Origin of the sequence: Microbacterium meiriae, from assembly GCF_040685015.1 — a bacterium.
Taxonomy (GTDB): Bacteria; Actinomycetota; Actinomycetes; order Actinomycetales; family Microbacteriaceae; genus Microbacterium; species Microbacterium meiriae.
In genome coordinates this window covers 1658005-1671476 of record NZ_JBFBHD010000002.1, presented here as the reverse complement: position 1 = coordinate 1671476, position 13472 = coordinate 1658005, and the positions used below count along the sequence as shown (strand labels likewise).

Annotated in this window: 15 protein-coding genes and 1 tRNA gene; 14 read left to right on the top strand and 2 right to left on the bottom strand. The window is 70.9% G+C overall.

Translation table 11 applies throughout. The features are described from left to right. The first annotated feature begins 79 nt into the window (after positions 1-79). From AB0N68_RS16510 to AB0N68_RS16460, 11 genes are all read left to right on the top strand, one after another. Positions 80-943: an AraC family transcriptional regulator gene (locus AB0N68_RS16510; protein ID WP_292794524.1), complete on the top strand. Its 864-nt coding sequence runs from the start codon at positions 80-82 to the stop codon at positions 941-943. Positions 944-1030: 87 nt separating this feature from the next. Then, a complete protein-coding gene (locus tag AB0N68_RS16505) occupies positions 1031-1666 on the top strand; it encodes a GyrI-like domain-containing protein (protein WP_187663246.1) in 636 nt (211 codons plus the stop codon). A 70-nt stretch (positions 1667-1736) separates the two neighbouring features. Beyond that, positions 1737-2540: a DUF1206 domain-containing protein gene (locus AB0N68_RS16500; RefSeq protein ID WP_187663247.1), complete on the top strand. Its 804-nt coding sequence runs from the start codon at positions 1737-1739 to the stop codon at positions 2538-2540. A gap of 41 nt (positions 2541-2581) precedes the next feature. Beyond that, a complete protein-coding gene (locus tag AB0N68_RS16495; RefSeq protein WP_268777613.1) occupies positions 2582-3889 on the top strand; it encodes an aminotransferase class V-fold PLP-dependent enzyme in 1308 nt (435 codons plus the stop codon). Further along, entirely contained in the window at positions 3886-4320 is a 435-nt protein-coding gene (sufU, locus tag AB0N68_RS16490) for a Fe-S cluster assembly sulfur transfer protein SufU (protein WP_187663249.1), read from the top strand. Before AB0N68_RS16495 ends, sufU begins: the two co-directional genes overlap by 4 nt. A 59-nt stretch (positions 4321-4379) precedes the next feature. After that, the gene (locus AB0N68_RS16485) at positions 4380-5021 is read left to right on the top strand and encodes an NADPH-dependent F420 reductase (RefSeq protein WP_268777612.1); all 642 of its coding nucleotides are present in this window, start codon (positions 4380-4382) and stop codon (positions 5019-5021) included. A 69-nt stretch (positions 5022-5090) separates the two neighbouring features. Continuing rightward, a complete protein-coding gene (locus AB0N68_RS16480; RefSeq protein WP_187663251.1) occupies positions 5091-5750 on the top strand; it encodes a GntR family transcriptional regulator in 660 nt (219 codons plus the stop codon). A 101-nt stretch (positions 5751-5851) separates the two neighbouring features. After that, on the top strand, positions 5852-6097 hold the full coding sequence (locus AB0N68_RS16475) for a hypothetical protein (RefSeq protein ID WP_292794537.1): 246 nt from the start codon (positions 5852-5854) through the stop codon (positions 6095-6097). Continuing rightward, complete coding sequence (locus tag AB0N68_RS16470; protein ID WP_292794539.1) at positions 6097-6957, top strand: hypothetical protein; 861 nt, start codon at positions 6097-6099, stop codon at positions 6955-6957. Before AB0N68_RS16475 ends, AB0N68_RS16470 begins: the two co-directional genes overlap by 1 nt. A gap of 113 nt (positions 6958-7070) precedes the next feature. Then, positions 7071-7655, top strand: coding sequence for an asparagine synthase (locus AB0N68_RS16465; RefSeq protein WP_187663254.1), 585 nt, complete (start codon positions 7071-7073; stop codon positions 7653-7655). A 77-nt stretch (positions 7656-7732) separates the two neighbouring features. Beyond that, positions 7733-7805, top strand: a tRNA-Arg gene (locus AB0N68_RS16460). A gap of 77 nt (positions 7806-7882) precedes the next feature. Here AB0N68_RS16460 and AB0N68_RS16455 read toward each other — a convergent pair. Continuing rightward, positions 7883-8818, bottom strand: coding sequence for a LysR family transcriptional regulator (locus AB0N68_RS16455; protein ID WP_370428368.1), 936 nt, complete (start codon positions 8816-8818; stop codon positions 7883-7885). Positions 8819-8889: 71 nt separating this feature from the next. Here AB0N68_RS16455 and AB0N68_RS16450 point away from each other — a divergent pair, with 71 nt between their 5' ends. Next, entirely contained in the window at positions 8890-10620 is a 1731-nt protein-coding gene (locus AB0N68_RS16450; RefSeq protein WP_292794546.1) for an L-aspartate oxidase, read from the top strand. 92 nt (positions 10621-10712) lie between these two features. On the opposite strand, the gene AB0N68_RS16445 is transcribed toward AB0N68_RS16450, so the two are convergent. After that, positions 10713-10985 carry a hypothetical protein gene (locus AB0N68_RS16445; RefSeq protein ID WP_280569267.1) on the bottom strand — a complete coding sequence of 91 codons (273 nt, stop codon included), beginning with the start codon at positions 10983-10985 and terminating at the stop codon, positions 10713-10715. Positions 10986-11121: 136 nt separating this feature from the next. Here AB0N68_RS16445 and AB0N68_RS16440 point away from each other — a divergent pair, with 136 nt between their 5' ends. Together AB0N68_RS16440 and AB0N68_RS16435 are read left to right on the top strand one after the other, a co-directional pair. Continuing rightward, positions 11122-12615 carry an L-serine ammonia-lyase, iron-sulfur-dependent, subunit alpha gene (locus AB0N68_RS16440; RefSeq protein WP_292794549.1) on the top strand — a complete coding sequence of 498 codons (1494 nt, stop codon included), beginning with the start codon at positions 11122-11124 and terminating at the stop codon, positions 12613-12615. Positions 12616-12723: 108 nt separating this feature from the next. Beyond that, positions 12724-13464, top strand: coding sequence for an AAA family ATPase (locus tag AB0N68_RS16435; protein WP_187663259.1), 741 nt, complete (start codon positions 12724-12726; stop codon positions 13462-13464). Positions 13465-13472: the final 8 nt, after the last annotated feature.

Genomic DNA, 13472 nt, shown 5'->3' with positions numbered 1-13472 from the left:
CCGACCCGATCGCATCGGACCGGGACGATCGGGTGCCGGGAGGGCTGCGGCGACACGATGGTGGGGAAGGAGGACCCCCGTGATCGGCACGCTCAACGCCCTGGTCGACCTCGTCGACGCGGACAGCGGTCAGGAGATCGACGTCGCCGCGTTCGCCCGCGCGCACGGCACCACCGAGTACCACCTGCGCCGGATGTTCTCGGCGCTCGCCGGGGTGCCGTTGACCGAATACGTGCGGCGTCGTCGGATGACGCTCGCGGGTGCGGAGCTCGCCGCCGGTGCACCGAGTCTGCTCGATGTCGCCGTTCGGCACGGCTACGGCTCGACCGAGGCGTTCGCCCGGGCGTTCCGCGCCGTGCACGGCATCGGGCCGGCGGACGCGCGTCGGCACGGGGGTCCTCTCCACACACAACCTACGCTCCGGTTCCGCCTGAGCGTCGAAGGGAGCACCCCGATGGATGTCACCATCACCCACCGCCCCGCGTTCGCCCTCGTCGGTCATGCCGCGGAGGTCCCGCTCATCCACGTCGGCGTCAATCCGCACATCCAGGCGCACATCGCCGCCATCCCGCCGGAGGAGCACGCCCGCCTCAAGGCGCTCGGCAACGAGGAGCCCGCGGGCATCCTCGCCGTGACCGCCGACATCGATCCGGATGCCCCGGAGGGGACGCCGCTGACCTACCTGCACGGGGTGGCCGTGCGCGACGACACCGCGGTTCCGGACGAGCTCGACACCCTGCGCGTGGCGGAGGGCACGTGGGCCGTGTTCGGCGCGAGCGGCCCCTTCCCGGAGACTCTGCAGAATCTGTGGGCGGCGACGGCGACCGAGTGGTTCCCGTCGAACCCGTGGCGGCTGCGACCCGGGCCCTCGATCGTCCGCTACCGGGAGTTCACCGGCGACACGGCCTCCTGTGAGCTCTGGCTCCCCGTCGAGCAGAGCTGACCGTGGATCGGGTCGGGCCCGTGGGGCTCGACCCGATGTCGGTGCCCTGGGGCACACTGACCGCACGACGACGAAGCGGGGCAGGCCATGACGGCGACCGATCCAAAGAAGACGCTCGATGCGTACCAGGCGAAACGGGGGACCTTCCGGATCCTCGAGGTGCCGCCACTGACCTATCTGATGGTCGACGGCGCCGGCGATCCGAACACCGCGCCGGCGTTCTTCGACGCGGTCGCGGCCCTCTACCCGCTGGCGTACACGCTCAAGTTCGCCAGCCGTGCCGAGCTCGGCGTCGATCAGGTCGTGATGCCCCTGGAAGGCCTGTGGCACGCGCCGGACATGGCGTCCTTCACCACCCGACGCGACAAGTCGACCTGGCTCTGGACGCTGATGATCATGGTCGGCGACCACGTCACTCCCGTCCTCTTCGACCGTGCCGTCGAGACGGTCGCGGCGAAGAGCGCGAAGAAGGGGGAGGAGCTCCCGGCGCTGGCCGCGGTCCGGCGGGGGGTGCTAGCCGAGGGGCTGTGCGTGCAGACGCTGCACGTCGGACCGTTCGACGATGAGGGCCCCGTGCTGGAGGAGCTGCACGAGCGGTTCGTCCCGGAGAACGGGTTGCGGATGCGCGGTCGGCACCACGAGATCTATCTCAGTGACCGTCGCCGGACGGCCCCGGAGAAGCTGCGTACCATCCTGCGGCAGCCGGTGGAGCGGATCACCTGAGCGCTTCCGCACCGCGCGTCCGGAAAGCAACCCCCTGATTCCGACCGCCCGCGGCGGATACTCTTCGAGCATGAGCACCGTCAAGCATGCGGCGCGTGTGGCGAAGGACTCCACCGCGTTCCGGCGGACCGCCCGCGCGGGTTTCGTCGTCCTCGGCGTCATCCACATCATCATCGGCGCGATCGCCATCACGATCGCCGCGGGCGGGTCGGGTGACGCCGACCAGGACGGCGCGATGGAGCAGGTGCGCAACAACCCGGTCGGGGGACTGCTGCTGCTCGCGATCGCCGTGGGCCTCCTCGCGCTCGCCGTGTGGCAGGTGGCGAGCGGGTTCCTCGCCGCCGACCCCGCCGAGACGAAGAAGTGGGGCAAGCGTCTCAAGCTCTTCGGCATCTCCGGCACGTACCTCGTGATCGCCGGACTGGCGCTCATCTACGCCGTGGGCGGCCGGGCGGAGTCCTCCGACGCCTCGAAGACCCTGAGCCAGGTGGTCCTGTCCGCGCCCGGCGGGGTGGCGCTGCTCGTGGTGATCGGTCTCAGCGTCATCGGTGTCGGCATCGGCTTCATCGTCGGCGGGGTCATGCGCTCGTTCCGCAAGCTCATCGACGTGCCGACCGGAGCCGCCCGAGCCGGAGTGATGGCCCTCGGCATCGTGGGCTACGTCGGCAAGGGCATCGCGGTGGGAGTCACCGGCGTGCTGTTCGTGGTGGCCGCTGTGACGCAGGATCCGGAGCGCGCCGCGGGGCTCGACGCCGCCCTGCACAGTCTCCTCACCCTGCCGTTCGGCCGCCTCATCCTCGGGGCGGTCGGCGTCGGCTTCGCGCTGTACGGCGCCTTCTGCATCGTGCGGGCCCGTCTCGCCCGCATGTCGTAGTCCTTCCGCCCGGGCCACGCGGAAGATGGGAGACTGGAACGATGAGCGCTTCTCCCGGAGTCGACGTGATCACCCCGCTGACCGAGACCGAGGTGCAGCGGATCCGCGAGGACTTCCCGATCCTGCACACCCGCGTGCACGGCCACCCCCTGGCGTACCTCGACTCGGGCGCGACGTCGCAGCGTCCGGAGTCCGTGCTCGACGCCGAACGACGCTTCGCCACCACCATGAACGCGGCCGTCCACCGCGGCGCCCACACGCTCGCGGCAGAGGCGACCGAGCTGTTCGAGGATGCCCGCAGCACGCTCGCTCGTTTCGTGGGCGCCGACGACGACGAGATCGTCTGGACCTCGAACGCCACCGAGGCCGTCAATCTCGTCGCCTACTCCCTCTCCAATGCCTCGCTCGGCCGGGGCGGTGCCGCCGCTGCAGGCCTCCGGCTCCGCGAGGGGGACGAGATCGTCACCACCGAGATGGAGCACCACGCCAACCTCATCCCCTGGCAGGAGCTCGCTGCGCGCACCGGGGCCACGCTCCGGGTCATCCCGCTCGACGACGACGGGGCCCTCCGTCTGGATGCGGCCGCGGAGCTCATCTCGGAGCGCACGAAGCTCGTGGCCTTCACCCACGTATCGAACGTGTTGGGCGTGATCAACCCCGTCGAGACCCTCGTCGCGCTGGCCAGGGAGGTCGGCGCCCTCACGCTGCTCGATGCGTGCCAGTCGGCTCCGCACCTGCCGCTGGACCTCCACGCGCTCGGGGTCGATCTCGCCGTCCTCTCCGGCCACAAGATGCTCGGCCCCACCGGCATCGGGGCGCTCTACGGCCGTCGCGAGGTCCTCACCGCGATGCCCCCGTTCCTCACGGGCGGTTCCATGATCACGACCGTCACCACGACCGAGGCCGAATACCTGCCACCGCCGCAGCGCTTCGAAGCGGGCACGCAGCGGGTGTCCCAGGCGATCGCGCTCGCCGCCGCGGTCGACTACCTCTCCGCGGTGGGGATGGATCGCATCGCCGCGCACGAGGCCGCGTTCGGGCAGCGACTCGTCGACGGGCTCGGGGCGATCGACGGCGTGCGGGTCCTGGGCGCGGGCATCGACCTGCCGCGCGTGGGGCTCGCGAGCTTCGACGTCTCCGGGATCCACTCGCACGACGTCGGGCAGTTCCTCGACGACCAGGGCATCGCCGTGCGCGTCGGGCACCACTGCGCGCAGCCGCTGCACCGCCGGCTCGGTGTGACCTCGTCGACGAGGGCGAGCACCTATCTGTACACGACAGCGTCCGAGGTGGATGCCGTCATCGAGGCGGTCGCCGGGGCGATCGCGTTCTTCGGGAGGGGCGCATGAGCGACCTGCAGAGCCTGTACCAGGAGCTGATCCTCGACCACTCGCGCACGCCGCACGGCTTCGGGCTGCGCGAGGAGATCGCGGCGCAGTCGCATCAGCTCAACCCGACCTGCGGCGACGAGATCACCCTGCAGGTGCATCGCGGCGCCGACGGCGACGTGGAGGCGATCGCGTGGGAGGGGCACGGGTGCGCCATCTCCCAGGCATCCGCCTCCCTGCTCGCCGAGCTCGCCGAAGGCCTCACCGTGGACGAGCTCGAGGTGCGCATCGCGGCCTTCCGCGAAGCGATGCGCTCCCGGGGCACGATCGAGCCGGACGAGGAGCTGCTCGGCGACGCCGCGGCCCTCGGCGGGGTCTCCCGGTATGTGGCTCGCGTGAAGTGCGCCATGCTCGCCTGGGTGGCGGCCGAGGACGCGCTCACGCGCCTCTGACCTCGTCCGCTCCTGTCTCGGACCGGGAATAGCATCGGGCGGCAGGCGTTGGCCCGAGCATGACAACTCTCGGAATCATCGGAGCAGGCAACATCGGCAGCCAGGTCGCCCGAGTGGCGGTGGCCAACGGCTATGACGTCGTGATCGCGAACTCGCGAGGGCCGGAGACCTTGGCCGACCTCGTCGCAGAGCTCGGGCCGCACGCGAAGGCGGCGACGGCGGAGGAAGCGGCCGCCGCGGCGGACGTGGCCGTGGTGACGGTGCCGCTGCACGCGATCGATCAGCTTCCCGCCGCACAGCTCGCCGGGAAGATCGTGCTCGACACGAACAACTACTACTTCGAGCGCGACGGGCACATCGAGTCCCTCGACAAGGGCGAGACCACCACGTCCGAGCTCGTGCAGGCGCAGCTCCCGGAATCGAGGATCGCCAAGGCGTTCAACCACATCTACGCCGCGGACATCACGACCGACGGGACTCCGGCCGGTACGCCGAACCGGCGGGCGCTGGCCACCGCGGGTGATGACGCCGAGGCTGTGGCCTTCGTGACCCGCTTCTACGACGAGGCCGGCTTCGACACGGTCAACGTCGGCCCGCTCAGCGAGTCGTGGCGGGTCGAGCGCGACCGTCCGGCGTACGTCGTCCGGCAGAACGCGGAAGAGCTGACCGCGAACGTCGCGCGGGCGAACCGTCTGCCCTGAGTCGGCTCGCGCCTCCGGTCTGGGATACCAAACTTGGCCAATCCCGGGCCGGGGTGCGAGAATGCCCGGATGGCGGGGGCTGTGGGGGTAGGCGGGGAACTCGAGTCGGTCAGGGTCACGAGGATCCTCCGAGACGACATCGTGCTCGGGCGACGCCCACCGGGATCGCGTCTCGTGGAACGGGACATCGCGGCCGAGCTGCAGGTGTCGCGTCTCCCGGTGCGGGAGGCGATCAGGACCCTGGTCGCGGAGGGCGTGGTGGTCGCACGACCGCGGACGTGGGCGGTCGTGCGGGAGTTCACCCATGACGACATCCGCAACTTCGCCGAGGTGCGGGAGGCGATCGAGACCCTCATCTTCGTCTTCGCGGCCGAGCGGCATGACGCCGCCGGGCTCGCACGCCTGCGGGATGCCTATGAGCGCGAGGCTGCGGCGGCGCGGGCAGGAGACGCCGAGACCGCGCGCACAGCGGCGGCGGAGTTCCACGAGATCGCCGTCGATCTGGCGGGCAACGAGATGCTGGGCGAGCTCATCGCGGTGTTCCTGACCCGCCTGCGGTGGCTGTTCGGACAACACGACGATCTGGCGGCGATGGCGGACGAGCACCGCGTCATCCTCGAGGCCGTCGCCGCGCGGGACGTCGAGGCGGTGCGCCGGATGGTCCCCGCTCACCTGGCCAGCGGACATTCGGCAGCCGAACGACGGCTGGCGCAGACCGTGACCGGCTGAGCGCGTCCGTCTGCGATGACACCCCCACCGCGCGGAAGGCCGGTTGTATCCTTGTCCGGTCGGAGTCGGTCCGGTCTGTTCGCGCTGTCCTGGGGAGCGAGATGCGAAATCTTGCTGTCGTCGTCGGGGGAATCCTCCTGCTCGGCGGTGCTGCGCTCCTCGTCGTGGCCGACCAGGAGCGTGCCGCGGACGTCGCCGCTGTGAAGGCCGAGATCGCTCGGATCGAGGACGTGCTCGACGAGTCGCAGACGGAGAACCTCGCCCTCGCGGAGCGTCTCACCGAACTCCGGTCCCGTATCGCTGAGCAGGACGCCGATCTCTCGGACACGACGGGCTTCCTGCCGTGATGCGCCGGAAACTGGCGGTGACGGTGTCGGTGGCCGTGCTCCTCGCGGCGGCCGTCGTCGCCCGGGCCGACGCGCTGGACCACGAGCGGGCGGAGGCGTTGGCGCAGCTCTCCGTTCTGGCCGACCGATCGCACGACGCCGCGCAGCGCACCGACCACCTGTCCGGCGCCGTCGCGCAGGCCGAGCAGGACACCGCGGATCGGGCCGCCGTGCTGGCCGTGCGTCCCGCGTTCCTCGAAGAGCTCTCGACGCTCGCGGCCGTCCTCCGTGGTGCGGACGGCAAGGTCGACACCGCGGCGCATCTCGCGTCCGCCCGGTCGGCTCAGGAGACGGTGCGCGCCGAGCGCCACGATCCCGACACCGTGGTCGCGGCGACCGCGACGGTCGAGGCGCTCACGCAGAAGGTCGGCACCGAGGTCGCAGGGTGGCAGGCATCGCAGAGCGCCGGTCCCGGCGGGCCCGTGTGGACGTCGAGCGGGCCGGACGGCTATGCGCGGGTGCGCGCGGCCCTCGACCGGGTGGGCGGCGGGGGCGTCGGGCTGTACGAGTCGTCGTCGTGTGCGGGCGGCACATCGCCGGCCTGCGCCAACAGCAACGGCTACATCAAGTACCGTGCCGACATCACCGGGTGGAGCGACGGACGCCTGAACTGGGCGATGGCGCACGAGCTCGCCCACATCCATCAGTTCCGGGTCTGGGGTGCCCTCACCTCGTCCGGCGCCTACGCGACGATGTTCGGCGGCGATCCGGAGTTCCTGGCCAACTGCATGGCCGTCGTCCGCGGCTTCCCGGGTTCGGTCGGGTGCTCCGGCGAGCAGCAGACCTGGGCCTCCGGTATCTGGGTCGGGGTCGTCCGCTAGCCCCGGCCCGACACGGGCTTCGATGTCGGAGGTGTGCGGCATGCTGATCCAGAGCCAATCCGGCCGAGACTGCGCGGCATCGGTACCGGTACGCTCGAGAGAAGGAGGTGCCGGTGGGACGGACTGCGGATGCCATCGCCGAAGGCGTCGCGATCGCGACGGCCGCTGCGCGCCTCGCCGTGAAGAATCACATCCTCATCGGCACCATCGCCGAGGACGGCGTCTTCGACCTCGACAAGTACGTCGAGGATGCGAGGGCTGCGCTCGGGGCGATGGCCGAGGAGTCCGAGGAGGCCGCGGCCACGGTCACGGCCTTGCGCAAGCGCGCCCGCGGTCGGCATTCCGATCCGGTCGGCACGCACGACTACCGCGACCGCGATGTGCGCAATCTCCGGAGGCGGGCGAAGCAGTCGCTCGGCGTCGCGCAGCGTCTGCGCGAGATGATGGATGACCGTGCCCAGCTGGAGAGCATCGTCGAGGAGGCGCGCGCGGCGGCCTGGGCCGACGTGCGGCACAACCTCGACCGTCGACTGCGCGTCGAGGGCATGCGACCCGATCAGGATCCCGACTACGCACGTATGCGTGAGGCGCGGATGCAGGCACTGCGGCTCGTCGACCTGCAGGCGCTCTCCTCGCAGCAGCGGGCCAGGGAGAAGCGGCGGAAGAAGCAGGAGAAGGTGGCCGCGAAGGGGGAGTGAGCCCTCGTTTCGCTTTCCGGTCTCGTCTGTTGTAGGCTGGTCGTCGGCCCGCTGAGCGGTAAAGCACCGCGGGTCCTGCGCCTCTAGCTCAATGGATAGAGCATCTGACTACGGATCAGAAGGTTGGGGGTTCGAGTCCCTCGAGGCGCACACTGTGTTGAGACAGTACGGAAACCCCCGTCGCGGAAGCGGCGGGGGTTTTCGCTGTCCGGGGGCAGGTGCCGCGGTCAGAGCAGGCTGGTGATAGCGGGATCGCGTTCCGCGAGGTCGGCCGCCGTCGCCATGATCGCCGACCGCATCGCGGCGACCGCGACGGCGGGCGTCACGTCGGAGCGGTGGGCGAGGCTGATCGTCCGGGACATCGCGGGGTGGGCGAGACGCGCGGATCGCAGTGCGGGGCGTTCGTACAGCACCATCGCCGGGACCACCGCGACGCCGACGCCGCGCTCGACGAAGCGCAGCACCGCATCCATCTCCGCGCCCTCCAGCGCGAGGGTCGGGGTGAGATCGGCGGCCCGGAAGACGGCGTCCATCGCGGCGCGCAGTTCGTAGCTCTCGTCGAACTGGATGAGCGGGAGCGTGGCGAGGTGCGCCAGGCTCACGGACGAGCCGTGGGTCACCGGAGGGGCCGCCGCCGACGAGATCACCACGAGCTCCTCGGCGAGCAGCGGGACGTGCGTGAGGCTGACCCCTGCCGGCACCGGACCCTCGGACTGGGTCACGAGGGCGATGTCGACCGCGCCGACCGCGAGCTGCTCGACGAGCAGGCGAGAGCCGCCCTCCGTGAGGTGCAGATCGATGCCGGGGTGGGTGGCATGGAACGAGCTGAGAGCTTCCGCCACGAGGCTGATGCACAGGGTGGGCGGGGCGCCGAGTCGCACCCGTCCACGGCGGAGCCCGGCGAGCTCGGCCACCTCGTCGCGGATGGCGTCGGCTTCGGCGAGCATGCGCTGCGCGCGAGGGAGGACCGTCTCCCCGGCCGCCGTCAGGGCGATGTGGCCGCGCGCGCGATGGAACAGCTCGGCGCCGAGCTCGCGTTCGAGGGTCGAGATCTGACGGCTCAGCGACGGCTGGGCGAGGTGGAGGTGCTCGGAGGCGCGGGTGAAGTGGCCGAGGCGGGCGACTTCGACGAACCCGCGGAGCTGCTCGAGGTTCATATCCATAGCGTACCCGCATGGTTTCCAGACAAACTATGCATTGGAGTTATTAGGATCGCCTAACTAGCGTCGAGAGCATGAATGCACCCGAACGTCAGATCTCCACCACGGTCCTCGTGATCGGCACCGGAGGCTCCGGGCTCCGCGCCGCGATCGAGGTCGCCGAGCACGGCGTCGACGTGCTCGCCGTCGGCAAACGCCCGCGGCAGGACGCCCACACGTCGCTCGCGGCCGGCGGCATCAACGCCGCTCTCGGCACGATGGACGCCGAAGACAGCTGGCAGCAGCACGCGGCGGACACGATCAAGGAAAGCTACCTCCTCGCCAACCCCCATACCGTCCAGATCGTCACCCAGGGCGCCGAGCGCGGCATCCGCGACCTCGAGCGCTGGGGCATGGACTTCGCCCGCGAGGGCGACGGCCGCATCTCGCAGCGCTTCTTCGGTGCGCACACCTACCGCCGCACCGCCTTCGCCGGCGATTACACCGGCCTCGAGATCCAGCGGACGCTGGTCGCCCGCGCCGAGCAGCTCGACGTCCCCATCCTCGACAACGTCTACATCACCCGTCTGCTCGTGCGCGACAACGTCATCTTCGGCGCGTACGGCTTCGATCAGGCGGACGGCACGCGCTACCTCATCCATGCGGACGCGGTGATCCTCGCCGCGGGCGGGCACAACCGCATCTGGCGCCGGACGTCGTCGAGGCGTGACGAGAACACCGGAGACTCCTTCCGGCTCGCGGTCGAGGCGGGGGCGCGACTCCGCGACCCCGAGCTGGTGCAGTTCCATCCGTCCGGCATCATCGAGCCCGAGAACGCCGCCGGCACCCTCATCTCCGAGGCCGCGCGCGGGGAGGGCGGCATCCTCCGCAATGCCCGGGGCGAGCGGTTCATTGAGAAGTACGACCCCGAGCGGATGGAGCTGTCGACGCGCGACCGTGTCGCGCTCGCCGCCTACACGGAGATCCAGGAGGGCCGCGGTACGGGGAACGGCGGCGTCTGGCTCGACGTGTCGCACCTGCCCCGCGAGACCATCATGACCCGGCTTCCGCGCGTCTATCAGACGATGATGGAGCTGCAGATGCTCGACATCACCGCGGACCCGATCGAGATCGCGCCGACCGCGCACTACTCGATGGGCGGCGTGTGGGTGCGGCCGGACGACCACCAGACCGACGTCGACGGGCTGTACGCGATCGGGGAGGCGTCGAGCGGACTCCACGGCGCGAACCGTCTCGGCGGGAACTCGCTCATCGAGTTGCTCGTCTACGGCCGGATCGTCGGTCAGGCCGCCATGGCCCACGCCGCGGGGCTCGACGCCCAGCGCCGGTCGGCCGATGCGGTCGCCGCCGCGCGTGCCGAGATCGACGACCTCCTCGCCGCGGAGGGGCGCGAGAACGTGCGGGCTCTGCAGCGCGCGATCCGCAACCTCATGACGGAGTACGCCGGCGTGGTGCGGTCGGAGGACGGGCTGAACGCCGGCCTCGCGGACCTCGACATGATCGAGGGGCGGATGGAGGACATCGGCATCCACCCGGACATCGCCGGATTCCAGGACCTCGCGCACGCCTTCGACCTCAAGGCCTCCGCGCTCGCTGCCCGGGCCACGCTGGAGGCGGCGCGGGAGCGTCGGGAGACTCGCGGATGCCACAACCGCAGCGACTTCCCGGACATCGATCCCACGCTGCAGGTGAACCTCGTGTGGTCCCCGTCCGCCGGCGTGACCCGCGAGGAGATCCCCGCGATCCCCGAGGAGATCGCCGAGCTCATGCGCGACGTCGATACGACCGGCAAGCTCGTCGAGTAGACCCCCGAGACCCCGCTCTCGCGTCGAGACCCCGCCCTGCAGACGTCTGCAGGGCGGGGTCTCGGCGGTAGTGCGGGGTCTCGGGGAGGGGGTCAGTCGACGCCGAGGCCGACGGCCTCGTGATCCGGTTCCGGGTCGTCGCGCTTCGGGGCCTTCGGCTCCTCGCCGGGGGACTTCTCGGTGCTGGGCTCCTCCAGCTCCTCGGTGCTCGGGACCTCGGCCGGGTCCGCGTCCTCCGGGGAGTCCGCCTGCTCCGGCGTCGTCGCCTCGCCCTCCGAGGTGTCGGACGCGGGGGTCGGCGTGGGGGTCTGCGCCTCGGGCGAGAGCTCGTCGTTCGCGGTCGGTTCGGGAGTGCTGTCGGTCATGATCGTCCCTTTCTGCGATGTCGTGCTCTCAGCCTGCCTCCGCCTCGACGCGAGATGAAGGGCCTTGACGCGGACCCGTCGGCGACGCGGTTAATCGCGGTGAACCGGATCCGCGAAGTCGGCGTAGCCTGGAGGGGTGACTGCGTACGTCTCGGCCTTCGACCTCTTCTCCATCGGCGTCGGCCCGTCCAGCTCGCACACCGTCGGACCGATGCGGGCGGCACTCGACTTCGCGCGCCGGCTCTCCGGCTCCGGCGAGCTCGACCGCATCGCCCTGGTCGAATGCACGCTGTACGGTTCGCTCGGCGCCACCGGCATCGGCCATGGCACCCCGGACGCGGTGGTCGCGGGGCTGCGCGGTCTGGCACCCGAGACCTGTGACCCGGCGGCGGTGCGCGCGGCCTGGTCCGCCTACCCCGAGGGGGAGCCGCTGCGGATCGACGGCGCCCACGCGGTGCCGTTCCGGAAGGACGACATCGTGTTCGCGCCGCGGACCCGCCTCCCCGGCCATCCGAACGCCATGACGCTCATCGCCCGTGACCGGGACGGAACCATCCTGTTCGAGCAGACGTACTACTCGATCGGCGGCGGGTTCATCCGGCGCGAGGGGGAGGAAGCGCAGCTCTCCACCGGCGCCTTCCCGCACCCGTATGCCGATGCCGCCTCGCTGCTCGCCCTGTGCGACGAGCTGGGACTGTCCATCGCCGAGGTCGCCCGCCGCAACGAGACGGCGCTGCGGAGCGAGGAGGAGGTCGCCGCCGGCCTCGACGCGATCTGGGATGCGATGTCGGGCTGCGTGGACGCGGGGCTCCACGCCGACGGGGTGCTTCCGGGCATGCTGCAGGTGAAGCGCCGCGCCGGCACGATCCGCGCACAGCTCGAGGCGGTCGAAGCCGAGGGGCACCGAGAGCTGCCCGGCGAGTGGCTCGGCGCGTTCGCGCTGGCCGTGAACGAGGAGAACGCGGCGGGTGGGCGCGTTGTGACCGCTCCGACCAACGGCGCGGCGGGCATTCTCCCCGCGGTGGCGATGTACTGGTGGCGCTTCCTCGCCGACTCGGGGCTCGGCGCCGGGAACGCGGTGACGCCGTACGGGGAGCTCGTCGCCAGCGCGCTGCTCGGGTTCGACGGGGCCCCGCCGCCCGCTCCCGCACTCGACGGGGAGGACGCGGAGATCGCGGAGGCCAATCGCCGCCGGGGCATCCGCCGGTTCCTGCTGACGGCTACCGCCCTCGGGTCGCTGTTCAAGGCCAACGCCTCGATCTCCGGCGCCGAAGGCGGGTGTCAGGCCGAGGTCGGCTCCGCGTGCGCGATGGCCGCGGGTGGGCTCACCGCGGTGATGGGCGGCACGAACCGGCAGATCGAGAACGCCGCGGAGATCGCGATGGAGCATCACCTCGGCCTCACATGCGACCCGATCGGCGGACTCGTGCAGATCCCGTGCATCGAGCGCAACGCGATCGCCGCCTCCACCGCGGTCACCGCCGCACGTCTCGCGCTCCGCGGCGACGGGAGCCACTATGTCTCGCTGGATGCCGTCGTCGAGACGATGCGCCAGACCGGTCTCGACATGTCGACCAAGTACAAGGAGACCAGCGAGGGCGGTCTGGCGGTGAACGTCATCGAGTGCTGACCTCGCCGACCCACCCCCTCTCGTGCGTTCCGGCCCGTTGCGTGCGCATGAAGAGGGGTGGCAGGCACACAGAGGGGTGGGTCGACGGAGGAGGGAAGGGAGAGGCATATGCGGCAGCAGCCGGTCGTCGCGGTGCGGGCGAACGACGAGGCGCCGACCCCGGACGGGACGTGGCCGACGAACATCCCCGCGGTGGCACAGGTGCTGCGCGAGGGACTGGATCTGGGACCGGGAGTGACCTTCCTCGTCGGCGAGAACGGCAGCGGGAAGTCCACCCTCGTCGAGGGCATCGCGATCGCGTACGGTCTCTCCCCGGAAGGCGGATCCCGGCAGGCGCAGCACCGGACACGTCCGACCGAGTCGCCGCTGTCGGACTGGCTGCGCCTCCAACGGGGCGTCGGCGCGCACCGCTGGGGATTCTTCCTGCGGGCCGAGACGATGCACTCGTTCTACACGTACCTCGAGGAGAACCCCTCCCTGCGCGGCGACGTGCCCTTCCACGAGATGAGCCACGGGGAGTCGTTCCTCGCCCTGCTCGACAGCCGCTTCGATGATCCGGGGTTCTACTGCCTGGACGAGCCGGAGGCCGCCCTGTCGTTCCATTCGACTCTCACGCTGATCGCCGTGCTGCAGCGCATCGCCGACGAGGGCGGCCAGGTGCTGTGCGCCACGCACTCCCCGGTGCTCGCGGCGCTCCCGGGCGCCACCATCCTGGAGGTCGGGGAGTGGGGGCTCCGCCCTGCCGCCTGGGAGGACCTCGAGATCGTGAACCACTGGCGCTCGTTCCTCGGGCAGCCGCAGCGGTATCTCCGGCATCTGCTCGACGAGCGAGGCTCCGCGGAGCCGTAGGCTGACGG